This is a genomic window from Microbacterium sp. Mcb102 (assembly GCF_024519805.1).
Taxonomy (GTDB): Bacteria; Actinomycetota; Actinomycetes; order Actinomycetales; family Microbacteriaceae; genus Microbacterium.
The window spans coordinates 303,849-327,561 of sequence record NZ_JALJRG010000004.1; the positions used below are offsets into that span (position 1 = coordinate 303,849).

The 23,713-nt window shown below is 69.3% G+C and carries 22 protein-coding genes; 11 read left to right on the plus strand and 11 right to left on the minus strand.

Features of this window, described 5'->3' with window-relative positions; all coding sequences use genetic code 11:
• Positions 1–3: 3 nt before the first annotated feature.
• Positions 4–711: a winged helix-turn-helix domain-containing protein gene (locus tag OC372_RS12830; RefSeq protein WP_105711130.1), complete on the minus strand. Its 708-nt coding sequence runs from the start codon at positions 709–711 to the stop codon at positions 4–6.
• 332 nt (positions 712–1,043) lie between these two features.
• Here OC372_RS12830 and OC372_RS12835 point away from each other — a divergent pair, with 332 nt between their 5' ends.
• From OC372_RS12835 to OC372_RS12855, 5 genes are all read left to right on the plus strand, one after another.
• Complete coding sequence (locus tag OC372_RS12835; protein WP_262002295.1) at positions 1,044–1,352, plus strand: GNAT family N-acetyltransferase; 309 nt, start codon at positions 1,044–1,046, stop codon at positions 1,350–1,352.
• A gap of 52 nt (positions 1,353–1,404) precedes the next feature.
• On the plus strand, positions 1,405–1,887 hold the full coding sequence (locus OC372_RS12840) for a DIP1984 family protein (protein ID WP_105711131.1): 483 nt from the start codon (positions 1,405–1,407) through the stop codon (positions 1,885–1,887).
• Between the two features lie 310 nt (positions 1,888–2,197).
• Positions 2,198–3,643 (plus strand): MFS transporter, encoded by a 1,446-nt coding sequence (locus OC372_RS12845; RefSeq protein ID WP_262002296.1) that lies wholly within the window; start codon positions 2,198–2,200, stop codon positions 3,641–3,643.
• A gap of 110 nt (positions 3,644–3,753) precedes the next feature.
• Positions 3,754–4,923 (plus strand): exonuclease SbcCD subunit D, encoded by a 1,170-nt coding sequence (locus tag OC372_RS12850; protein WP_105711133.1) that lies wholly within the window; start codon positions 3,754–3,756, stop codon positions 4,921–4,923.
• Positions 4,924–7,911 (plus strand): AAA family ATPase, encoded by a 2,988-nt coding sequence (locus tag OC372_RS12855; RefSeq protein ID WP_262002297.1) that lies wholly within the window; start codon positions 4,924–4,926, stop codon positions 7,909–7,911. It begins immediately after the preceding gene.
• Positions 7,912–7,941: 30 nt separating this feature from the next.
• Here the strand turns inward: OC372_RS12855 and OC372_RS12860 are convergent, their stop codons facing one another.
• The gene (locus tag OC372_RS12860) at positions 7,942–8,499 is read right to left on the minus strand and encodes a nucleoside phosphorylase (RefSeq protein ID WP_262002298.1); all 558 of its coding nucleotides are present in this window, start codon (positions 8,497–8,499) and stop codon (positions 7,942–7,944) included.
• A 109-nt stretch (positions 8,500–8,608) separates the two neighbouring features.
• Here OC372_RS12860 and nadE point away from each other — a divergent pair, with 109 nt between their 5' ends.
• Positions 8,609–9,427, plus strand: coding sequence for an ammonia-dependent NAD(+) synthetase (gene nadE, locus OC372_RS12865; RefSeq protein ID WP_262002299.1), 819 nt, complete (start codon positions 8,609–8,611; stop codon positions 9,425–9,427).
• Between the two features lie 87 nt (positions 9,428–9,514).
• Complete coding sequence (locus tag OC372_RS12870; protein ID WP_262002300.1) at positions 9,515–12,985, plus strand: TM0106 family RecB-like putative nuclease; 3,471 nt, start codon at positions 9,515–9,517, stop codon at positions 12,983–12,985.
• 59 nt (positions 12,986–13,044) lie between these two features.
• Here OC372_RS12870 and upp read toward each other — a convergent pair whose 3' ends face one another.
• Complete coding sequence (gene upp / locus OC372_RS12875; RefSeq protein WP_262002301.1) at positions 13,045–13,677, minus strand: uracil phosphoribosyltransferase; 633 nt, start codon at positions 13,675–13,677, stop codon at positions 13,045–13,047.
• Positions 13,678–13,757: 80 nt separating this feature from the next.
• On the opposite strand from upp, the gene OC372_RS12880 reads away from it, so the two are divergent.
• Positions 13,758–14,213, plus strand: a complete 456-nt coding sequence (locus OC372_RS12880) for a nucleoside deaminase (protein ID WP_105711139.1) — start codon at positions 13,758–13,760, stop codon at positions 14,211–14,213.
• Between the two features lie 32 nt (positions 14,214–14,245).
• Here OC372_RS12880 and OC372_RS12885 read toward each other — a convergent pair whose 3' ends face one another.
• Together OC372_RS12885 and OC372_RS12890 are read right to left on the minus strand one after the other, a co-directional pair.
• Positions 14,246–14,671, minus strand: a complete 426-nt coding sequence (locus tag OC372_RS12885; RefSeq protein ID WP_029263844.1) for a hypothetical protein — start codon at positions 14,669–14,671, stop codon at positions 14,246–14,248.
• 14 nt (positions 14,672–14,685) lie between these two features.
• Entirely contained in the window at positions 14,686–15,657 is a 972-nt protein-coding gene (locus OC372_RS12890) for a cation diffusion facilitator family transporter (RefSeq protein WP_029263845.1), read from the minus strand.
• A gap of 59 nt (positions 15,658–15,716) precedes the next feature.
• On the opposite strand from OC372_RS12890, the gene proC reads away from it, so the two are divergent.
• Positions 15,717–16,556 (plus strand): pyrroline-5-carboxylate reductase, encoded by an 840-nt coding sequence (gene proC, locus OC372_RS12895; protein ID WP_262002302.1) that lies wholly within the window; start codon positions 15,717–15,719, stop codon positions 16,554–16,556.
• Between the two features lie 3 nt (positions 16,557–16,559).
• The gene (locus OC372_RS12900) at positions 16,560–16,847 is read left to right on the plus strand and encodes a DUF1905 domain-containing protein (RefSeq protein WP_029263847.1); all 288 of its coding nucleotides are present in this window, start codon (positions 16,560–16,562) and stop codon (positions 16,845–16,847) included.
• A 15-nt stretch (positions 16,848–16,862) separates the two neighbouring features.
• Here the strand turns inward: OC372_RS12900 and OC372_RS12905 are convergent, their stop codons facing one another.
• The 4 genes from OC372_RS12905 to OC372_RS12920 all read right to left on the minus strand — a co-directional run bounded on the left by OC372_RS12905 (position 16,863) and on the right by OC372_RS12920 (position 21,385).
• A complete protein-coding gene (locus tag OC372_RS12905; RefSeq protein WP_262002303.1) occupies positions 16,863–18,455 on the minus strand; it encodes a hypothetical protein in 1,593 nt (530 codons plus the stop codon).
• On the minus strand, positions 18,437–19,213 hold the full coding sequence (locus tag OC372_RS12910; protein WP_029263849.1) for an ABC transporter ATP-binding protein: 777 nt from the start codon (positions 19,211–19,213) through the stop codon (positions 18,437–18,439). Before OC372_RS12910 ends, OC372_RS12905 begins: the two co-directional genes overlap by 19 nt.
• A gap of 77 nt (positions 19,214–19,290) precedes the next feature.
• Positions 19,291–19,962 carry a potassium channel family protein gene (locus OC372_RS12915; RefSeq protein WP_029263850.1) on the minus strand — a complete coding sequence of 224 codons (672 nt, stop codon included), beginning with the start codon at positions 19,960–19,962 and terminating at the stop codon, positions 19,291–19,293.
• Positions 19,955–21,385: a TrkH family potassium uptake protein gene (locus tag OC372_RS12920; protein ID WP_029263851.1), complete on the minus strand. Its 1,431-nt coding sequence runs from the start codon at positions 21,383–21,385 to the stop codon at positions 19,955–19,957. Before OC372_RS12920 ends, OC372_RS12915 begins: the two co-directional genes overlap by 8 nt.
• Positions 21,386–21,491: 106 nt before the next feature.
• Between OC372_RS12920 and OC372_RS12925 the strand changes: the two genes are divergently transcribed.
• On the plus strand, positions 21,492–21,899 hold the full coding sequence (locus OC372_RS12925; RefSeq protein WP_029263852.1) for an ArsR/SmtB family transcription factor: 408 nt from the start codon (positions 21,492–21,494) through the stop codon (positions 21,897–21,899).
• A 7-nt stretch (positions 21,900–21,906) separates the two neighbouring features.
• On the opposite strand, the gene OC372_RS12930 is transcribed toward OC372_RS12925, so the two are convergent.
• On the minus strand, positions 21,907–22,734 hold the full coding sequence (locus OC372_RS12930) for an ABC transporter permease (RefSeq protein ID WP_262002304.1): 828 nt from the start codon (positions 22,732–22,734) through the stop codon (positions 21,907–21,909).
• Entirely contained in the window at positions 22,731–23,624 is an 894-nt protein-coding gene (locus OC372_RS12935; protein WP_262002305.1) for an ATP-binding cassette domain-containing protein, read from the minus strand. Before OC372_RS12935 ends, OC372_RS12930 begins: the two co-directional genes overlap by 4 nt.
• Positions 23,625–23,713: the final 89 nt, after the last annotated feature.

Sequence of the window (23,713 nt, forward strand, 5' to 3'; positions counted from 1 at the left end):
GACTCAGAAGCGGTCGGGCGAGGGGGTGCCGTGGCCGTAGCGGATGACGACGTCGGCGTGGCGGTCGAACCGGTACCCGATGCCGCGCACGGTCCGGACGATGTCCTCGTAGCGGCCGAGCTTGGCGCGAAGGCGGCGGACGTGCACGTCGATCGTGCGCTCGCCGGGCGTCTCGTCATCCTGTGCCTGCCAGAGCGCGGAGACCAGCTCGCTGCGCTCGATCGTGCGTCCCTCACGGAGCACCAGGTACTGCAGCAGCTCGAACTCCTTGTAGGTGAAGGCCGCGGACTCTCCGTCGATGAGCACGCGCTTGCGGGAGATGTCGACGGTCACGCCGGTCTCCTCTTCCACGGTCTCCTCTTCGGCGGCGGCCTTGGTGCGGGCGATGGCACCCGGCTCCTGCAGGGCGAGGCGGACGACGTCGAGGTCGCGGCCTCCGGAGCCATGGGGAGCGAGGGCGACCGTGGCGTGCGTCTCGGCGCCCGGTGCGAGCTCGGCGAGAGTGCGGCGCAGTGCGTCGACGAGGAGGGGGAGGCTCACTCCGGCTTCGGCTGCCTTGATCTCGTCGAGTCCGACGTAGAGGGCGAAGCCGCGGGGCGAGCGGACGGCGGGCAGATCGGCTCCGGCGGCGGCCAGGGGAGCAGCGGCGTCCGGCTGCGTGCGGATCGCGGCGGTGGTGGCGGGACGCTCGAGAAGTGCGGTGTTCGACATGATGATGAGTCCTCAGGACGTGAGCCCGGATCGAGCGGGGCTCTGATGCGTTGCATGAATGACCGGCGGAGCCGGGAAGCGAGCAAAGGGTGGATGCTCGGTGACTCTGACCTCGCAGATGGCGAGGCGTCAGGTCAGGCGGGGTGGCTGTTCGTTCAGCGACACATTCGGCAACACATGCCAACGCGACCGGGCATCATCATCCCGGCAGTCCTGTTCGCCTCCTGGGCGGACAAAGGGCTTGCGTTGGTGGTCATGGGGGGATTATGTCCGATCATGACCGCTCATGTCAAAACGCCCGGGCGTCCGTGAGCGGGCGTAACGTTGTGCGGATGACGATCTCGCACACTGTCGGCGGTTTCATCCTGACCGACGAGAAGGATGCGTCGCGCTACACGCTCATGCGCGACGGAAAGCTCGTGAGCGTTCTCGACTACCGCGACGACGGACACACGATCGCCCTGACGCGAGCCTTCACGGTCCCGACTTTCCGCGGCAACGGCTATGCCGGAAAGGTCGTCGAGGGGGCCGTCGCCGACATCGAGGAGCGCGGAGACCGCAAGGTCGACGCCGTCTGCTGGTACGTCGCGGACTGGTTCGTAGCGAACCCCGAGCACGCCCCGCTGCTGCGCTCGCGCTGACTCGCCTGCTGTATGACGCCGTGTTACAGCCGCCTGCTGCGAGGATGGGCCCATGAAACTCGCTGAGGCCCTCACCGCACGAGCCGATCTGCAGCGCCGCATCGAGCAGCTGCGTGCCCGCATCGTCGCGAACGCCCGCTTCCAGGAGGGGGAGGAGCCGGCTGAGGATGCCGCGGCCCTCATCGTCGAAGCGGACGCCGCACTGACCCAGCTGCGCGATCTGATCCGTCGCATCAACGCGACCAACGCACGACTCGATCTCGGCGCGGACGGCACGATGACGGATGCGCTCGCCGCCCGCGACGTGCTGCGTCTGCGCCACTCCGTGCTGACGGATGCGGCCGCCGCGGCATCCGGATCCAACGACCAGTACCTGCGCCAGATGCGGTCGGAGCTGCGGCAGGTCTCGGCGCTGCCGGTCGCGCAGCTGCGATCGAGGGCCGACGCCGTCGCGCAGGAGCTGCGGGAGCTCGATAACCGGATCCAGCAGGCGAACTGGTCGAACGACCTCGAGGAGGAGAGCGGAAGTCGGTAGTCACGACGAAGCGGGCACAACCCTCAGCCGGCGGGGCAAGCCGGCACCTGTCGGGCGGAGGGCAGCCCTGATATCGCATCGCGCAGCCCCGCACGCCGCACAGGTGAAGGTGCACAGCGCATCTCGCATCACCGCGTGCCGATCGTCGCGACGAGGGTGGGTCAGGGGACCTTCCGCTTCCTCCTCGAACATCATGCGATAGAATGGAGTTCTGCTCAGCCCCGTTGGCTGAGGTGGTCAGGCGCCGAGAGGCGCGCTGATCCGAGGCTCGAAACCTCCGGCATCCTCATCAGACACCGGAGGTTTTTCCATGTCTTCATCCCTGCGCGCCCGTCCACATTCCCGGTGGTGGGCACTCATCGTCATCTCCCTCACCCAGCTCGTCGTGGTGCTCGACGGCACCATCGTGAGCATCGCGCTGCCGCGTGCACAGGCCGCTCTCGGTCTCACCGACGGACAGCGGCAGTGGGTCGTCACGGCTTACGCCCTCGCGTTCGGTGCGCTCCTCCTCTTCGGCGGACGCCTCGCCGACTACATCGGCCGCAAGCGCATCTTCATGATCGGCATGATCGGATTCGGCGCGGCATCGCTGTACGGCGGATTCGCGCAGCAGGGGTGGGAGCTCATCCTCGCGCGCGGACTCCAGGGCGTCTTCGCGGCGCTGCTCGCACCGGCGGCACTGGCGCTGCTGACGGTGACGTTCCCCTCCGGCCGTGAGCGCAACACCGCCTTCGCCGTGTTCGGCACCGTCGCGGGAACGGGGGCAGCGGTCGGCCTCCTGCTCGGCGGGCTGCTGACCGAGTTCGCCGACTGGCGCTGGTGCCTCTTCGTGAACATCTTCTTCGTCGTGGTCGGGCTCATCGGCGGCGCCCTCTTCCTCACCGAGAGCAAGGCCGAGGGTGAGAACCGGTACGACGTCTGGGGGACCATCACGGTGACCCTCGGGCTCGGGGCCCTCGTCTACGGGTTCAGCCTCGCCGAGCACGGCTGGGGCGATCCACTGACGATCACGTTCCTGGCGCTCGGTGTCGTCCTGCTCGCGGTCTTCGTCTGGATCGAGAGCCGGGTCGCGCAGCCGCTGCTGCCGTTGCGGATCGTGGCCGACCGCGTCCGGGGCGGCGCGTTTCTCATCCAGGGTGTCGCCGGCGCCATCATGATCGGCGCCACGATGTACCTCACGTTCCACCTGCAGTTCGTGCTCGGGATGGGGGCGTTCCCGGCAGGACTCGCCACGCTGCCCCTGCCGATCGCGACCATGATCATCGCCCCGATCGCGACCCGGCTGCTGCCGGTGATCGGACCGCGGCCGATGCTCATCGTCGGACCGCTGCTCGCCGCGGCGGGGATGGTCTACCTCTCGGGGATCACGCCGGACGGCGCGTACCTCCTGCAGGTCGCCCCTGCGCTGGTGGTGCTCGGTGTCGGCATGGCTTTCATCTTCATCCCGCTGCAGAACCTGGCGCTGTCGGGGGTGGCCCCGCACGATGCCGGCGTCGCGTCCGCCATGGCGAACTCGGCGATGCAGATCGGCGGATCGATCGGGCTGTCGGTGTTCACCGCCGTGTACGCGGCTTCCGTGGGCGGGCACGCTCAGGCCGACGTCACGCCGTCGCAGTTGACCGACGCATACGGCTGGACGTTCATCGCCGCCGCGATCTTCATGGTCGCCGCCTCCGTGATCGCGATGTTCCTGGTGCGCGGCACCAAGGAGGAGCTGATGCCCACGCAGGGCGAGCGGGCCCTCGCCGCGCACTGAGCCGTGGTCGCGGCATCCGTCCCGGCGTAGATCGCCCGATTCCCGCCCCGGGAACGGATGCCGCGGCACGCCTCGGACGTAATGTCCGAGGGTGTTCGTACCGTGTGAGTATGCGAATCCTGCACACCTCCGACTGGCACATCGGCCGGACGTTCCATGGCAACTCGACCATGGACGCGCTGGCCGAGGTGCTCGGCGCGCTCACGGAGCAGGTTCGCGAGAACGCAGTCGACGTCGTCGTCGTCGCGGGCGACGTCTTCGACTCCGCGACGCCGTCGGGCGCCGCGTACACGCTGCTCGGCGATGCGCTGGTGTCACTGCACGAGACGGGCGCCCGCGTCATCGTCACGAGCGGCAACCACGACTCGGCCGCGCGACTCGGTTTCCAGGCCCGGCTGCTCCGCGAGGGCATCCACGTGCTGACAGATCCGCTCGCGGTCGGCGTGCCGGTCACCATCGCCGACCCCGAGGGGCCTGTTCACTTCTTCGGAATCCCCTACCTCGAACCGGCGATCGTCCGTCAGCACTGGCCCGAGGGTGACAGTTCGGGGCGGCAGCTGCGCACGCAGGCGCAGACCATGGCCCATGCGATGGATCTGGTCCGCGCCGGCATGCGCGAGCACGAGGGACGTTCAGTGGCGATCGCGCACTGCTTCGCGGCCGGCGTCGACGCGACCGTCGGGCTCGAACGCGAGGTGCGTCAGGGCGGACTCGACGTCGTGCCGCTGAGCGTCTTCGACGGCCCCGATTACGTCGCGCTCGGGCACATCCACGGGCGCCAGCAGATCAGCGAGCGCGTCCGGTACGCGGGTGCTCCGCTGCACTACAGCTTCGGCGAGCAGGACAAGCCGCGCGGATCCTGGCTCGTCGACCTCGATGCCGACGGCCTCGCCGCGGTCGAGTGGCTCGACCTGCCGGTTCCGCGTCGGCTCGTCACGCTCACGGGCTCGCTCGAAGAGATCCTCGCAGCCGACACCGTCGCCGCACACGCCGACGACTGGGTCTGCGCCGTCTACACGGATGCGGTGCCGCAGTCCGAGCCGATGCGGCGTCTGCGAGAGAGCTATCCCCACTGCGCGATGGTTCAGCACCAGCCCGCAGCTGTCGCAGAGGTGGAGGAGAAGTCGTACGTGCAGCGGCTGCGCTCCGCCGTCACCGACGCCGACCGCATCGAGGCGTTCCTCGAGCATGTGCGGGCAGGTCACGGGCCCACCGAGGTCGAGCACGAGCTGATCCGTGCGGTGCTCGATGAGCGCGTGCGCGCGGAGGCACTCGTCTAGATGCGTCTCCATCGCCTGGAGGTCGAGGGCTTCGGTCCCTTCCGTTCGCGGCAGGTCGTCGATTTCGACGCGTTCGCCGATGACGGCATCTTCCTCATCGCCGGCCGCACGGGGGCAGGTAAATCGAGCATCCTCGACGCCGTGTGCTTCGGACTCTACGGCGGGGTGCCGCGTTACGACGGCGGTGAGAAGCGGCTGCGCAGCGATCACTGCGAGCCCGACGATCCGTCGGAGGTGGTGGTCGAGTTCAGCACTCCGGCGGGCCGTTTCCGTGTGACCCGTTCACCGGAGTACCTGCGTCCCGCCAAACGTGGCGGCGGCATGACCAAGCAGGCCTCGGCCGTCGCCCTCGACGAGTGGACCGATGCCGGCTGGGTGGGTCGCGCCGCTCGCGCCGTCGATGTCGCAGGCGAGCTCGATGAGATCCTCCAGCTCAGCCGCGAGCAGTTCCTCCAGGTGATCCTCCTCGCGCAGAACCGATTCTCGGAGTTCCTGCTCGCGGGCAGCAGAGACCGCCAGGCACTGCTGCGGCGGCTGTTCGGAACGCAGCGGTTCGAAGACGTGCAGGCACGGTTCGACGAGCGGCGCCGGGAGGCGGAACAGACACTCGGCGCTCGGCTCGCGACGGTGAATGCGCGTATCGACGAGGCCGAGCAGCTCGTGATCACGAGCGGGCTCTCCGACGACGTGACAGCGCCGACCGAGGACGCGGCGGTGTCCGGCCCCCCGTCGATCGAAGGGCGTCTCGAGGCACTCCGACGAGCGAGGGCGCGTGCCGACTATCGGGCGGAGCGCCGCGCCTCGGAGCAGGTGGAGGCGGAGAAGCGTGCGGCCGATGCCGATGCGGCGCTCGCCACCGCTCGCGAAGAGAAGCATGCCCAGGGGGAACGTGATCGCGCCCGGACAGCGCTCGAGCGACTGGATGCCGATGCGCCGTCGATCGACGAGGCCCGCGCCGAGCTCTCAGCCGCGCGTGCCGCCGAGGCGGTGCGGTCGACGATCACTGCCGCAGCCCGAGCGCAGGCGGCGGTCACCGTGGCGGCCGAAGACGAGCAGCGGTCACGGGCGGTGTGGGACGCGTTCGAGGTCACCGTCGATGGCGACCTCGACGGCTGGGTTGCTGCGCGCACCAGGGAAAGCGGTTCCTGGGAGCGCGCGCGGGAGCTCGAGGGCCAGGCGCCGGCGCTCGAGGCCGAGCTGCAGTCCGCCGACGAGGCCGTTGCGGCGGCGACCGCGCACCTCGAAGCCGGGGAAGCGGAACGCGCCGCCCTCCCCGCCGCGATCGCCGCGCTGACAGCGGAACGCGACGAGAAACGTCGTCTGGCCGACCGCGTGGGCGATGCCCGAGCGGCCCAGGAAGAGGCAGGCGCTCGACGCACGGCGGCTCGCGAGGCGGAGCGGCTGCAGAAGACGCAGGCCTCGACCGAGCTCGAACTCGCCGACGCCACTGCTGTGCACGCCGCCGCGCAGACGAACCTCGCACAGCTGCGGCAGCGCCGCATCGACGGGATGTCCGGCGAGCTCGCGTCGAGCCTGCGCCCCGAGCATCCGTGTCCGGTCTGTGGCTCACTCGAGCATCCGGCTCCGGCCACGCACGCCGATCCCGTCTCGCCCGACGACATCGCTGAAGCGGAGAAGGCCCGCGACGTCGCGGCGCAGCGGGAGCGTGAACTCTCCGCGGCGTCTTCGAGCCTGCGGGCTGAACTCGCTGCTGTCTCCGCCCGCGCGGACGGGCGGAGCGTCGACCAGGCCGAGACGGAGTACGAAGCAGCCGCCGCAGCCCACGCGCTCAGCCTGGCCGCAGCCGATGAGCTGACGGTGCTCGACGTGCAACTGAGCGGCCTCGTCGCCCGGGTCGATCAGCTCGAGGCCGAGAAGACCGAGGGCATGGCGGCGCTCGCTCGGGCGCGGGAGCAGCACGCTCTGCTGCAGCAGCGGAGCACGGAGGCCCACACGCTGATCGCCGAGGCGCGCGGCTCCTTCGACACGGTCGCCGAGCGTCTCGACGACATGGCCACCAGGATCTCCGCCGCCCGCGCGGTCGCCCAGGCGATGGCAGAACGTCTGCGCAGGACGCAGGCGCTGGCCGAGGCGGAGGCCGAGCGGGATGAGGCGATCGCCGACTCGCCGTTCGACGATGTGACCGCCGCTGAACACGCCCTCCGCTCCGCGGCGACGCAGGAAGCTCTGGATGCGCGGATCGCCGAGCACGCCGTGCAGCGGGAGAAGGAACGGGCGATCCTGTTCGATCTGGAGCTGCGGACGCTGCCGGAGGAGCCGATCGACCTCACGCCCGTCGAAGAGGCCTCGAAGGCCGCCCGAGCGATCTGGACCGACGCGGTCGACGCGGCGGCTCGAGCGGCGGGCACGGCCGAACGGCTCGGGGGACTGATCGATTCCGCCACCGCCGAGCATGCCCGCACCGCCACCGATGCCGCCGAGTTCGAGGTGCTGCAGAATCTCGCGGACACGATCGCCGGGCGAGGCGCCAACACCCGCAAGATGACGTTGGAGACGTTCGTCCTCGCGGCTGAGCTCGAAGAGATCGTCGAAGCGGCGAACCGGCGTCTGCACGACATGTCGACGGGCCGCTACCAGCTGCAGCACTCCGACGCGCTCGCGGCTCGAGGGGCAGCATCCGGACTCGGGATCGTGGTCTCCGATGCCTTCACCGGCCAGACCAGGCCGCCACAGTCGCTGTCGGGCGGTGAGACGTTCCTCACCTCACTCGCGCTCGCACTCGGTCTCGCCGAGGTGGTCACGGCCCGGGCCGGCGGCATCCGCCTCGACACGCTGTTCATCGACGAGGGATTCGGCTCGCTCGATGGTGACACGCTCGATGTGGCCATGCGCACGCTCGACGAGCTGCGACAGGGCGGCAGGACGGTCGGAGTCATCAGCCATGTCGAGGCCATGCAGGAGCAGATCCCGGCGCAGCTCACGGTGCGGGCGCTGCCGAACGGTCCGAGCATCATCGAGGCCCGCTGAGCCGCGCGAACGCCGACGGCCTCCGCCGCCTCAGACGCCGTACTCGGCGCGGATGAAGTCGCGAAGCTGCACGCTGCAGCGGGCGACCGCCTCGCGCCAGTCGGTCAATGCGCCGTCTTCAGCCTGGTCGGACACGGCGCGGAACACGCGGATGGGCACGCCGAACTGTCGTGCGACCCAGATGTAGGCGTAGGTCTCCATGTCGACCAGTGCCGCTCCGGAAGGACGGATCACGGCGGTGACCTCGGCATCCTCGACGAAGTGGTCGCCCGTCGCGATCAGCACGCCGTCGCGCCCAGTGGCGACCCGCGCCGGCAGCGACACGTGCTGGCCGGCGACGCCGTCGAGGTCGGTGACGTCGTGCTGGAACGCGGTGCCGACCTCGTGGACGGTCGCTTCGAGGTCGGGATCGATCGCGCCCGCCGTGCCGACGACCACGATCTCGTCGTAGACGGTGGCGTCGAGCGCACGCGTCAGGGCGTACGTCGCCTGCAGCTTGCCCGGGCCGGTCACGAGACGGTCGAAGCCCTCGAGTTCCTCGGGGAAGGCGGACAGTTCGGATGCGAGCGCGGCGACGAGGAGTTTCACTGCCCCATTCTCTCAGGTCGTGACTGGCAGGAGCATCCGAACGCCGCGACGTCACCCCGACGTAACACGGAAGCGGGATACTGATTCGAGGAAACGAGCGGAGGATCACATGTCGTTGCAGCAGCAGATCTCTGAGGACCTCGGTGTCAGGTCGCAGATCGACCCTGAAGCCGAGACCGAGCGTCGCATCGGTTTCCTCGCCGACTACCTGCACACGACCGGAGCGAGGGGCTATGTGCTCGGCATCTCGGGCGGGCAGGACTCGACGCTCGCCGGGCGCCTCGCCCAGCTCGCCGTCGAGCGGGTGCGCGCCGAGGGCGGCGAGGCGAAGTTCCTCGCCGTGCGTCTGCCCTACCGCGTGCAGCACGATGCCGATGACGCCCAGGCCGCCCTGGAGTTCATCGCGCCCGACTCCTCCGTCGAGGTCAACATCCAGAACGGCGTCGACGGCGTCGAGGAAGACATCGAGTTCGCGGTCACGAGCGACATCAGCGACTTCAACCGCGGCAACATCAAGGCACGCGTCCGCATGGTCACCCAGTACGCGCTCGCAGGTCACGACGGGCTCCTCGTGATCGGCACCGACCACGCCGCCGAGGCGGTCACGGGCTTCTACACGAAGTTCGGCGACGGCGCGGCCGACATCCTCCCGCTGTCCGGTCTCACCAAGCGCCAGGGACGCTCGCTCCTGCAGTTCCTGGATGCTCCGGATCGTCTCGCGTTCAAGGTGCCCACCGCCGACCTGCTCGACGGCCAGCCCGGTCGTGCCGACGAGGACGAGCTCGGTCTCACCTACGAGCAGATCGACGACTTCCTCGAGGGGCGCACCGTCGATCCCGAGGTCGCCGGTCGCATCGAGGCACGATACCTCGCCACGCAGCACAAGCGGCACCTCCCGGTGACCCCCGACGACACCTGGTGGCGCTGACCGCACGTTCGCATCTGCGGAGGCGCCGCTTCGCGTCGTGTCGGATGCCGCGGATAGTGTCGAGGCATCCGACAGAACGGGAGCATCGTGCGGATCGACACTCAGGCGCAGCGCGTCATCTGGAGCGCGAGCGACCTCAAGGCGGCCGCCGAATGTGAGTTCGCGTGGTGTCGGGCGATCGACGCGAAGCTGGGACGGGTCCCTGCCGTCGAAGAGCCCGAAGACGCGACTCTGAAGCGTGCCGCCGAGCTCGGCGACGTGCACGAGCAGAACGTGCTCGCCCGGTACATCGATGAACTCGGCGACGCGAGTGTCCACCGCATCGAGAAGGTCTCGTCGGTTGATGCCGAGGCGCTGGCGGCCGCGATCGACGAGACGGTCGCGGCGCTGCGCTCCGATGCGCTCGTGGTGTTCCAGGCGGCTTTCTCCACCGACGAGTTCGTCGGATTCGCCGACTTCCTCCGCAAGGACGACGACGGCCGGTGGCGCGTTCAGGACTCCAAGCTCGCGCGCAAGGCGCGAGTCACTGCCCTCATGCAGCTCGCGGCATACGTCGACCAGCTCGACCGCCTCGGCATCCCCCGGTCCGACGAGGTCGACCTGATCCTCGGCGACGGCACGCTCAGCACCCATCAGGTGGATGATCTCCTTCCGCTCTTCCAGGTGCGGCGCGCTCGGCTGCGGGCCCTCATCGCCGACCGGCGCATCGCCGATGGGGCGGCGGGTGCGCCGCTCGCCTGGGGAGACGATCGCGGCGACCTGCAGATCGTGGCCTGCGGACGCTGCGCGACCTGCGAGGAACAGGTGCTGGCGCACCGGGACCTGCTGATGGTCGCGAGGATGCGCCCGGTGCAGCGTGCGCGACTGCGTGCGTCCGGGATCGAGACGATCGATGCCCTGGCGGAGGCATCGGGGCCGCCAGCGGGGATGAACATCGACACGTTCGAGACGCTCCGCGACCAGGCGCGACTGCAGTTGCGCGCCGATGCCGAGGGGCGGCCCACCTACGACGTGCACTACGCGCCGGCGATCCACACCCTCCCGCTGCCCAGCCACGGCGACATCTTCTTCGACTTCGAGGGCGACCCCCTCTACACGGAGCCGGCTGCCGACGGCGAGGGGCACTGGGGAATCGACTACCTCTTCGGGTGGGTCGACAACGCCGACCAGTATTCGGCCCTCTGGGCGCATACCTTCGCCGACGAGAAGCGCGCGCTCGAGACGTTCCTCGACTTCGTGAATGCGCGCAGGATCGCCCACCCCGGCATGCACATCTACCACTACGCGCCCTACGAGACCTCGCACCTGGTGGCGATGGCGGCACGGCACGGGGTGCGCGAGGGGGAGGTCGATCGGCTGCTGCGCGAGGGCGTGTTCGTCGACCTGTACCCGCTCGTGCTGCGGACGGTGCGCGTCGGTTCGCGCTCGTACTCGATCAAGAAGCTCGAGCCGCTGTACATGGGCGACGACGTGCGAACCAGCGACGTGCAGAAGGGCGACGACTCGATCGTGCAGTACGTCGCGGCTCGTGAGCTCGCCGCTGCGGGGGAGCAGGCCGGGGCCGACGCGGTCCTGGCGGACCTCGCCGACTACAACCGCTACGACTGCGTGTCGACCAGGCGTCTGCGCAACTGGCTGATCGACATCGCGCGCAAAGAGGGCGTCACCCCGGCTCCGCCCGACGCAGCCGACGAGGTCATCTACGAGCCGTCCCCGCGCTCGGTCGCACTGCTCGCAGATGCCGAGCGCGCGGTCGAGGCGGGTGACGACGGGCTCGTCCATCGACTCGCGGCCGCCGCGATCGACTATTTCCCGCGCGAGGCGAAGAGCTTCTGGGTGTCGCATTTCCAGCGGCTGCGCGAACCGGTGACCATGTGGGACGGCACGCGCGATGTGGTGCGGGTCGACCGTCCGTCCTCGACCGTCCGTCGCGACTGGAGCATCGGTGAGGGGCGGCGGGTGATGTCCCGCGATGTCGAGATCCGCGGCGAGGTTTCGCCCGGCACGACGCTCGGCGCCGGGTCGCAGCCGTTCGCACTCTACGGAGTTCCGGCGCCGTTCGACACCGAGGTCCCGTCGCGTGCGGTGCATGTGCCGCACACGGTCACGGTGGCGGAGGTGCTCGACGACGGCTACCTCATCACCGAGTCGGCGGTCCAGGGACAGACGTGGGACGAGTTGCCGCTCGCCCTCACCCCGGCCGCACCGCCACGCGTCGTGTCCCTCCAGGGCGCGATCGACGAGTGGGCCGATGCGGTGCACGCCGCGGCTCCGGGGTTCCCCGACGATGCGGCGACCGACATCCTCCGTCGGATCCCCCCGCGCACCGTATCGGGCGCGCCGCTGCCCGCCCCGGGCGACGACACGGTCGACGCGATCGTGACGGGGGTGCTCGACCTCGACCACAGTTATCTGGCGGTGCAGGGCCCTCCGGGAACGGGCAAGACCTACACCGGATCCCGGGTCATCGCACGCCTCGTGAACGAGCACGGCTTCAAGGTCGGCGTCGTGGCGCAGTCGCACGCGATCATCGAGACGCTGCTCGAGCGGGTCGTGGCCGATGGGGTCGCACCGGCTCAGGTCGCCAAGGCTCCGAAGGATCCGGATGCGACGCACTCGTATACCGCCATCCCGAAGCCCGGGATGGCGGCCTTCCTCGCCGAGCACGCCTCCGAGGGTGCCGTCGTGGGCGGGACGGCCTGGGACTTCAGCAACACCCAGCGGGTCGACCGCGACGGGCTCGACCTGCTCGTGATCGACGAGGCGGGGCAGTTCTCGCTCGCCTCGACCATCGCGGTCGCCGCCGGGGCGAAGCGGCTCCTGCTCCTCGGCGATCCGCAGCAGCTTCCGCAGGTGAGTCAGGGAGCCCACCCCGAACCGGTCGATGCCTCCGCGCTCGGCTGGGTGATGGACGGCGACCCGGTCGTGCGGCCGGAGTACGGCTACTTCCTCGCGCGCTCCTGGCGGATGCATCCCTTCGTCGCGGCACCGGTATCCACGCTCGCCTACGCGGGACAGTTGGCGTCAGCCCCCGGTACCGAGCTGCGGGCGGTCCAGGGGATCGAACCTGGTCTGCACGTCATCCCACTGCGGCACCGCGGCAACTCCACGCAGTCGCCCGAGGAGGCAGCCGAGGTCGTCCGGCTGGTCCGTGACCTGGTCGGTCGCTCCTTCACCGACAACGACGAGTCCCGGTCCACCCGGCCGCTCGTGCCCGCCGACATCATCGTGGTCACGCCGTACAACGCACAGCGTCAGCTCGTGCTCGATGCACTCGCGACGGCGGGCTATCACGACGTCCCGGTCGGCACGGTCGACAACTTCCAGGGCAAGGAGGCGGTCGTCTCGATCACCTCGCTCGCGGCCTCCAGCGGGCGGGACGCTCCGCGCGGCCCGGAGTTCCTTCTGCTGCAGAACCGACTGAACGTGGCGATCTCCCGCGCGCAGGTTGTCGCCTACCTGATCCACTCGCCCGCACTGCTCGACGATCTGCCGTACACCCCGGAGGGAGTCGCTCGCCTCAGCGCGTTCGCCCGTCTGGTCGGCGCGGCGGACTGAGTGCCCCCGCTTCGACGGGCTCTGTGAGACGACCGCGTCGCGGGGTGCAGTCGGCCGGGTCAGACCGTGCCGTAGAGCCGATCGCCGGCGTCGCCGAGCCCGGGCACGATGTACCCCTTCTCGTCGAGACGCTCATCGAGCGCACCCAGCACGAGGGTCACATCGCGGTCACCGGCCATGGCCTCGATCGCGGCGACGCCCTCCGGTGTGCCCAGCAGGCAGATCGCGGTGACGTCCTTCGCGCCGCGGTCGAACAGGAACTGGATCGCCGCGGCGAGCGAGCCGCCGGTGGCCAGCATCGGGTCGATCGCGAAGCACTGGCGGTCGCTGAGGTCGTCGGGAAGGCGCTCGGCGTAGGTCGTCGGCTCGAACGTCGTCTCGTCGCGGACCATGCCGAGGAACCCGACCTCGGCGGTCGGGAGCAGCTTGACGAGGCCCTCGAGCATGCCGAGGCCGGCGCGCAGGATCGGCACCACGATCGGTCGCGGCTCGGAGATCTTGACGCCCATCGTCTTCGTCACCGGCGTGGTGATCTCGACCGGGCTCACTTTCACGCTGCGGGTCGCCTCGTACGCGAGCAGCGTGACGAGCTCCTCCGTGAGCTGCCGGAACACCGGCGAAGGGGTGCGCACGTCGCGCAGCACCGAGAGCTTGTGAGTGATGAGAGGGTGGTCGGCCACGTGAACGCGCATGGATACAGGGTAATGCGCCGCGCCTCCGGGAACGACATCGAGGCACCGGCGGCGGCCGGCGGCTGTCGTAGGCTCGACGCATGACCGCTGCCGACGACCTCGCGATGGGGCGTGCGCTCGAGCTCGCTGCCGAGGCCGCGGCAGCGTCGGAGATCCCCGTCGGCGCCGTGGTCCTGGACCCCGCCGGGCGGATCATCGCCGAGGGGCGCAACACCCGCGAGGCGACGAACGATCCGACCGGGCATGCCGAGATCGAGGCGCTGCGGCGTGCGGCGGCATCCGTCGGGTCCTGGAATCTCGAGGGGCACACGCTGGTCGTGACCCTCGAGCCGTGCATCATGTGCGCCGGCGCGATCCTGCAGGCACGCGTCGGTCGGGTGGTCTTCGGTGCCTGGGATGACAAGGCGGGTGCGGCCGGTTCGATGTACGACGTGCTGCGTGATCGGCGGCTGCCCTATCGGGCAGAGGTGATCGGCGGAATCGAGGCGGAGGCGGCGACGGCACTGCTGCGGACGTTCTTCGAGCAGCGGCGCTGAGCCGCCGCCGCAGCGCACGCGTGTCGGGCTCGTCAGCCCTCGGATTCGACGGTCCACCAGGTGACGTCGACGACGCACAGCCCGTCGTCGGTCTCCTGGTAGAAGACGTAGCCGGGGAATTCCACGCCACCGGCCACGCGCTCCGTAGGCAGGGAGAGGCCGATGTTCCAGCGTGGCTCCAGGGGGACCTGATCCGGCCAGTAGTCCGCCACGAAGCGTTCGGGCTCCTCCGCGGACAGCCCTTCCCAGTCCGCCGGTTCGCGAAGCTCCGGGTCGTGACCCTCGCACATGTACGAGTCGGCTTCGCCTTCCGTCGCTGCGTCGATCAGGCCCTCGGTCGTCTCGATCACCCCAGCTCCGTCGTCGCCCCAGAGCATCGTGTTCAGGGAGCAACCGGAGAGCAGGACGGCCAGACCGGCCGCGCCCAGGAGACCGACGAGTTTTTTCGCCTGCATCATGTCAGACTCCGCGATCAGTCCGACGACTTCAGCACGAAGACGTCGGTCGATGGCTCGGGGTCGATCGCCGGGCGGTACACATCCGGCTCGATGTACACGATGCGCGCGACCGGCACGGCGTCGCGGATACGGGCCTCGATCGCGTTGATGTCATCGGCGGCCTCGCGCAGCGGCTTGTCGGCGTTGAGGGCGATCTTCGCGGCGACCATCAGCTCGTCCGGGCCGAGGTAGAGGGTCTTCATGTGGATGATCTTCTCGATCTCGTCGCCCGCGTTGATGGCATCGACGATCCGGTCGTGGTCGGCCTGGGTCGCGCCCTCACCGACCAGCAGGCTCTTGGTCTCGATGCCCAGCACGATCGCGATCAGCACGAGCAGCACACCGATCATCACGGTGCCGAGTGCGTCGAACACGGGGTTTCCGGTGAGCAGTGTGAGCCCGACGCCGAGCAGAGCGAAGGTGAGACCGGTCAGAGCGCCCACATCTTCGAGCAGCACGACCGGCAGCTCGGGGGCCTTCGAACGGCGCACGAACGACACCCACGACTGCCCCTTCTCCCGCACGAGGTTGCTCTCGCGCACGGCCGTGCGCAGGGAGAACGACTCCAGCCCGATCGCGACGGCGAGGACGACCAGGGGCAGCCACCACCAGGTCTTGTCCAGCTCGTGCGGGTTCGTGAGCTTGTCGATGCCCTCGTAGATCGCGAACAGGCCACCGACCGAGAACAGGATGATCGAGACGACGAACGCGTACACGTAGCGTTCCCGGCCGTAGCCGAACGGGTGTGCGCGGTCGGCCTCCCGCTGGGCCTTGCGTCCGCCGAGCATCAGGAGCAGCTGGTTGCCCGAGTCGGCGACGGAGTGGATGGCCTCGGCGAGCATCGAGGCGGAGCCGGAGAGGGCCCAGGCGATGAACTTCGCGATGGCGATACCCAGGTTCGCCAGGAACGCCGCGACGATGGCCTTGTTGCCTCCGGATGCACTCATGGGACGAGTCTAGAACCGCCCGCCCGAGGTTGCGGGAGTGCCCGCCGTAGGATGACGACATGGCTCACTCGCTTCCTTCTCTCGCTTTTCTCGGTGCCGGTTCGATGGGCGGTGCGATCCTCCGGGGTGTGGTCGCCTCCGGCATCCGGATCGACGGCGGGATCACCGCCACGAACCGTACCGCGGAGAAGGCCGAGGCGTTCGCCGGCCTCGACGGGGTCACGAGTATCGCGCTCGCCGAACGGCCGGACGGCAACGCCGAGGCCGCCGCAAGCGCGCGGATCGTGCTGGTCGGCGTCAAGCCCGCGATGGTGCCCGACCTGCTGCGCGAGATCGCTCCGCACCTGACGGACGACGCGATCGTGGTGAGCGTCGCCGCCGGCGTCACGCTCCAGACCTTTGCCGACGTGCTCGGCGCCGACGCCCGCGTCATCCGCTCGATGCCGAACACGCCGTCGACCGTGCGCAAGGGCGTCACGGGTCTCGCTGCCGGTTCCGCCGCCACGGCCGAGGATCTGGCCCTCGTCCGACGGCTGTTCGAGACCGTCGGCGCGGTCGTCGAGGTTCCGGAGTCGCAGATCGACGCGCTGTCCACGATCTCGGGCTCCGGGCCCGCCTACGTGTACCTGCTGATCGAGGAGTTCACGAAGGCCGCGGTCGGCATGGGCTTCGCCGAGGCCGACGCCCGGCTGATGGTGGAGCAGACCTTCATCGGTGCGACCGCGCTGCTCGACGCGTCGGGGCAGGACCCCGCCGAGCTGCGTCGTCGTGTCACGAGCCCCAAGGGAACCACCGAGCGTGCGGTCGCCGTTCTGCAGGACGCGCAGCTCGACCGCACCTTCGCGGATGCCGCGGCCGCAGCCCTCGCGCGGGCGAAGGAACTCGCCGCCGGGGCCTGATCCATGCAGCTGCGGATCGAGGGAGTCATCTGGTACTGGCGCGGGCCGGCGCCGTTCCACTTCGTCACCGTGCCGCCTGCCGAGAGCGAGCTGATCCACGAGGTCGCGTCGATCGTCACCTACGGGTGGGGGATGATCCCCGCATCCGTCACCATCGGTTCCACCACCGTGACCACGGCCCTCTGGCCGAAGGACGGCGGCTACATCGTGCCGATCAAGAAGGTGCTCCAGGACCGCGAGGGCCTGGGCGTCGATGACGTGGTCGAACTCGTCCTCGACATCGACGCCTGACCGCCCGACCTCCGCTCAGCTCTCGCTGGAGACCTCGGCGAGAACTTCCGGCCAGCGCCGGTTCAGGATGCTGCCGCCCAGCACCGCCCCGCCCCACAGGGCCGCGGCGCCGAGCACGACGCCGCAGCCGAGGCTCACCCAGCCGAGCGCAGGATTCCAGATGCCGGCGATGGCGAACCCGAGCGCCGGCGCCCCGAGCACGAGCGTGATCGGCCCGATGATGATCATCGCCAGCAGCGACTGCACGCCGCCGGACGAGCCACGACCGAGCGGGTTCGCCTCGGGTGCGGGCGCGCGGCCAGGAAGGAAACTGCCAACCCAGGCCCCGGCGCCTGCCGAGATCGCCGTCAGGCCGAAGGCCGACCCGATGCTTGCGGGGAGCAGGTCCCATCGGCCGGCGATCAGGCAGGTGGCCGCGCACAGCAGCAGCGTCACGGGGATCGCGATCAGCCCGAATCCGAGCAGTCGCCCTGCCCGATCCGCGGCGCCGCTGACGCCGTTCAGGATGTGGGCCGCGACCGCGTCGTTGTCGTAGGCGATCGCCATCTGCACGATCGTGCCGGTGAGGAGCGCGTTGATCGTCGGGATGAGGATGATGGCCGGACCGAACCCGATGGACTCGTCCTGCAGCCCGTTCATCAGGGAGAGCCCGATGAAGATCGCGGGCAGCAGCAGGAGCATCACGATGTTCACGATCTGCCGGGGGTCGCGCCGGAAGTATCGCAGCGTGCGGGCGGCGATCGCCCCGACCGGGCTGGCCGGCAGTATCCGGTCGAGCAGCCCGGCCGAGCGCACGCGTCCGCCGCCGGTGTCCTGGATGGGGGCGACCAGGCGCGCAGCGAGCAGGCCCTGTGCCGCGAACCACAGGGCTGAGACTGTGGCGAGAGCGATGAGCAGCCGGAGCGCCGCCGTGAGGAAGTCGCCCTGAGCCACGGATCCGGAGACGCCGAAGACGGCGCCCATCGGAGTCCAGGCGGCGATGTCGGCGATGGTCGTGAAGGCTCCGCCGACATCGTTCACCCGGACCAGCGCGCCGATCCCCACGTTGAGCAGGACACCGGACGAGGAGAGAAGCACCACGCCGACGATCACCACCAGGTCGCGGGCGCTGCGTCGGGCGAGCCAGCCGGCCAGCACACCGCTCACCACGCGCGCGCCCAGCACGCAGGTGGCCACGGCGACGGGGATCATGATCAGGGCGGTCAGCAGCGCAGGCAGGCTCACCGACCAGCCGAGGAGCATGAGCAGGAGTGCGACGGTGGTGCCGATGCCGCCCACCGTCGTCGCCCCCGCGACGACGAAGCCCGGCAGCAGGGAGCTTGCGGTCAGGGGGAGCAACGCGAACCGTTCCGGCGCGAGCGAGTCATCGGCACTGACCAGGATCGACCCGACCCACCAGCCGAGGACGATGACGGTGCCCGCCAGCACGATCGCGGTGACGGCGGCGTCAGGGGCGGCGAACCGCAGCGCCACGAGTCCCGCCGTCAGTGCGGCGAGGAATCCGAGGGCGATCAGTCCGGTGATGATCAGGGTGACGACCATCCAGGGATTGCGCGACAACTGGTGGCGCAGCTGGCGCCAGCGCAGGCTTACGAGGAGCGCAACCATGCGAGCGTCTCCGTCCCGAGGTCATGCGCCCCCACCAGGGCGAGGAACCGCTGCTGCAGCGACAGTCCGGCGCGCACCTCGTCGAGAGTGCCGTTCGCGAGCAGGCGTCCCTCGGCGACGATCGCGACCCGATCGCACATCGACTCGACGAGCTCCATCACGTGGCTGGACAGCACCACGGTGCCGCCGCCGTCGACGAACGCCCGGAGGATCTGCCGGATCGTCTCGCCGGACACCGGGTCGACGGCTTCGAGCGGCTCGTCGAGGATCAGCAGACGAGGTGCATGGATCAGCGCGCACGCCAGGCCGATCTTCTTGCGCATGCCCGCCGAGTAGTCGACCACGAGCCGGTCCCGAGCATCGGTGAGGCCGAGCGCGGCGAGGAGCTCGTCACTGCGCGAGACCACCTCGGCTTCGGCCATGCCGCGCAGCAACCCGGTGTAGCGCAGCAGCTCTGCACCGGTGAGGCGGTCGAGCATGCGGATGCCGTCGGGGAGCACGCCCATCCGGGCCTTCGCGTCGGCGGGGTTCTGCCATACGTCCGCGCCCAGCACCCACGCGGCGCCGGCATCCGGCCGCAGCAGACCCGTGGTCATGGCGAGTGTCGTGGTCTTGCCCGCGCCGTTGGGGCCGAGGAGCCCGAGCATGGATCCGGCCGGCACATCGAGGGAGAGGTCATCGACCGCGATCTTCTGCCCGAATTGCTTGCGGAGCCCGCGGAGGGCGAGGACGGGAGGGGCCGCTGCGTTGTCGGTCATGCATCCCATCCCACCACGGCCGTGCACGACGATGCATCCGCCGTGAGGGGGAGTCGAGGGATCGGATGTGTCCGAGGTCAGCGGTCGAGGCCGGCGAAGCGTTCGATGTCGCTGTTGGTGCCGGACACGATGATGAGGTCGTGGTTCGTGACGATGGTGTTCGCCTCGGCATAGCGGAACGGCTTGCCGGGACTCTTCACACCGACGACCGTGACCTTGTACTTCGAGCGCACGCCCGACTCGTTCAGGCCGACGCCGCGGATGAACTTCGGCGGGTACATCTTGGCGAGGACGAAGTCGTCGTCGAAGCGGATGAAATCGAGCATCCGCCCGCTCACGAGGTGCGCCACGCGCTCGCCGGCCTCGCGCTCGGGGTAGATGACATGGTTCGCACCGACACGGGCGAGGATCTTGCCGTGGGACTGCGAGACCGCCTTGGCCCAGATCTGCGGGACCTTCAGGTCGACGAGGTTCGCGGTGATCAGCACGGACGCCTCGATCGAGGACCCGACCGCGACGACGGCGACCTGGAAGTCCTGGGCGCCGACCTGGCGGAGGGCGTCGATGTTCTTCGCGTCGGCCTGCACCGTGTGGGTGACGCGGTCGGACCACTTCTGCACGAGTTCGAGGTTGTCGTCGATCGCGAGCACCTCGCGGTCGAGGCGGTCGAGCTCGCCGGCGCAGGCAGCGCCGAACCGACCGAGACCGATGACGAGGACGGGAGCGTCGCCCCGGAGGACTTCAACCAACGATCGGCCTTTCCACGGGCAGTGAGTAGTACTGCGTTCGCGAGGTCGCGGCGACCGCCGCGGCGAGTGTCACTGTACCAACGCGCCCCATGAAGATGGTCGCGGCCATGACGTACGAGGCCGAATCAGGGAGCTCTGCCGTGAGCCCCGTGGACAGGCCGACGGTGCCGAACGCCGAGATGACGTCGAACAGCACGTGACTGATGTCATCCTTCGTGATCTGGGAGATCGTGATGGTCGAGAGCGCGACGATGGTCGCGCCCCACGCGACGACGCTGAGTGCCACGCGCTGCACGTCGCTGGGGATGCGGCGGCCGAAGGCTTCGACCGACTGGCGGCCCTTGGCCTCGGACCAGACGGCGATCGCGAGCACGGCCAGAGTGGTGACCTTGATGCCGCCGGCGGTCGAGGCGGAGCCGCCGCCGACGAACATCAGCATGCTGGCGGCCAGCAGGGACGAGCCGTTCAGATCGTCCATCTCGATCACGTTGAAGCCGCCCGATCTGGTCATGGCGGAGAGGAAGAAGGCTTGGAAGGTGGTGTCGGCCGCATCCATCGACCCGAACGTCTTCGGGTTGTTGAACTCGAGGACGACGAAGACGGCGGCGCCCAGGATGAACAGCAGCACCGTGGTGACGAGCGTCAGCTTGGTGTGCAGCGACCACCGCTTCACGTGCCAGACGTGCTTCGCGAGGGTGTAGATGACGGGGAAGCCGATGCTGCCGAGGAACACGCCCACCATGAGGAGGAACAGCACCAGGTAGTCGTCCGCGAACACGGCGACGCCGCCGTCGTTCGGAGCGAAACCGGTGTTCGTGAACGCCATGGCCGCGAAGTAGGGCGCCTCCCAGAGCGCGGCGATGGGGTCGACCTTCGCCATCACCAGCGCCGGGTACAGCAGGGCTGCCAGCGATGCCTCGATGATGAGGGCCGACACGGCGACCGTGGTCAGCAGCTGGCCGACCTCTCCGAGTCGCACGGTCTGGCTCTCGTTCACCACGCCGCCGTGTGCCCGCAGAGGATTGGTGTCGCCCGCCGCCAAGAGCTTGGCCCGCAGCCCGAGCCGCTTCGAGATCAGCATCCCCATGAGAGACGCGAGCGTGAGGACGCCGAGGGCGCCGATGTTCACCCCGAGGAAGATCAGGACGTGGCCGAAGGGTGACCAGTGGTTGGCCATGTCGACGGTGGCGAGGCCGGTGACGCAGATCGTCGACACGGCGGTGAAGAGCGCATCGCTCAGCGGTGTGACCGTGCCGCTCGCGGAGGCGATCGGCAGCGACAGCAGCACCGTGAACACGAGGATCAGGAGCGCGAACACGACGATCGCGAAGCGGGAGGGCGAGGACGTGACGAGGTGCTTCACCCGTCCGGCGGCGCCTTTGAGGGCCTGTCGTGGGGACGACGCCGAAACGATGCCCGACATCGCTGCCCCCTCGTGATTCTCTCTTGCCCGCGCGCTGCGGACACGCGGCGCCTGTCGCCGAGCCTTCGTCATGGTACTCCGTGCCGGAGCCGACTACCCTGATCACATGACGGACATCTTCGACGTGATCGCAGACGGTACGAGGCGCGACATCCTCCAGCTCCTGCTGCGACGCACGGAAGAAGGAGAGACGGGCACCAGCGTCAGCCAGATCGTCGCCGACCTCGGCATCAGCCAGCCCACCGTGTCGAAGCACCTGAAGGTGCTGCGCGATGCCGAGCTGGTCTCGGTGCGCGAAGACGGACAGCGTCGTTTCTACAGTCTCGCCGTCGAGCCGCTCGAGGTCGTCGACGACTGGCTGGTCCCCTTCCTCGTCGATGCGTACGGCGACGAGGCCCCCGACATCGACTACCCCGTGAACGACAGCGCCGCGCACGCCGCGGAGGTCGTCGGTCGCGCCGCGGCCTCCGCGAAGCATGCCGTCGCCAACGCACTCAAGCGCCTCGGCGCCTGAGGCATCCTCAGCGACGTCCCGCCTTGCGGCGGAAGAGCCACGCGCCCCACGTCACCGCGATCAGTAGGATGACCAGGCACCAGCCGATCGCCCACCAGGCTTCGCCCTGCAGGGGCGTATCCATCAGGAGGGCGCGGATCGTCTCGACGGTGGGCGTGATCGGCTGGTTGCCCGCGATCGGCTGCAGCCACTCCGGCATGCTCGCGACGGGCACGAACGCGCTGGAGAGATAGGGCAGGAACAGCAGGACGAAACCGTAGCCGTTCGCGCCCTCCGGGCTTCCTGCGGCGAGACCGATCGCCGCGAACAGGTAGGTGATCGCGAGGATGTAGAGGGTGATGAGGCCCGCCAGCGCGATCCATTCCCCGAGGTCCGCGGTGGGTCGGAACCCGACCAGCACGCCGACGCCGATCACGATCGCGGTGGCGACCAGGTTCCGCAGCACACTGGCGACGACGTGCCCGGTGAGCACGGCGCCTGCACGCAGGGGCATGGTGCGGATCCGATCGATGATGCCGGTGCGCATGTCGTTCGCGACATACACGGCGGTGGACGATGCTCCGAAGCCGGCGCAGGTCAGGATGATGCCCGGCACGACGTAGTCGACGTATGCGCCCGAAGGGTCGATGGCGCCGCCGAAGACCCATGTGAACATCAGCATGAGCATCACCGGCAGCATGATCGCCATCAGCAGCGATTCGCCGTCGCGCACGGAATGGCGCAGGCTCCGTCCGACGAAGACGGCCTCGGCGGCGAACCCGCGCAGCCTCGGACGCGGAGTGGGCGCGGAGGGGGTGGATGCCGTCGGTCGAGGCGTGGCCAGGGTGGCGTTCATGCGTTCTCCTTCACGGGGCGAGAAGTCGAGGTGGGCGAGGTGACGGCGAGGAAGACGTCGTCGAGGGTGGGGCGGCGCAGCGTGACGACGCCGTCGGCTCCCTCCTCATCGAGCAGGTCGAGCGCTCGCCGCAGGTCGGCGACCGTGCCGTCGGTGGGGATCCGTCGGCTGAGTGCGCCGTCACTGTCATGGAGCTCGACCGTGTCTCCGCCGATGCGCGCCTTCAGCTCCGCCGGTGTGCCGAGCGCGGCGATGCGGCCGTCGTGCAGCACGGCGATCCGGTCGGCGAGCTGATCGGCCTCCTCCAGGTACTGCGTCGTGAGGAACACCGTGGTGCCTGACGCCGCGAGCGTCCGGATGATGTCCCACAGGTCGCGGCGGCTCCGGGTGTCGAGGCCGGTCGTCGGTTCGTCGAGGAAGAGTACCTCGGGGGTCACGACGAAGCTCAGGGCGAGGTCCAGTCGACGGCGCATCCCCCCGGAGAACGTGCGCACGGTGCGGGCGGCGGCGTCGGTCAGATCGAACTGGGTGATCAGTTCGGTCGCACGACGCGCGGCGGCTGCGCGGCCGAGCCCGGCGAGCCGGGCGAACATGACCACGTTCTCAGTCGCCGTCAGGGCGTCGTCGACGGCGGCCGCTTGACCGGTGAGGCTGATGCGGCGTTGCACTTCGACCGCGTGGGTGTGCACATCCCACCCGGCGACGGCCGCCGCACCGGCGTCGGCACGGGTGAGTGTGGTGAGGATGTTGATCGTGGTCGTCTTTCCCGCCCCGTTTGGTCCGAGCAGGGCGAAGACCTCTCCGCGTCCGACGGTGAAGTCCAGGCCGTCGACGACGGTCTTCTGGGCGAAGGCCTTGTGCAGGCCGCGCACCTCGATGGCTGTGTCCATCAGGCGATCCTTTCTGTGTATGAAGAAAACTGTGTATGAGCAACGCAACTGTGTATGACCGTAACACACTGTTTATTAAATAAACAGAA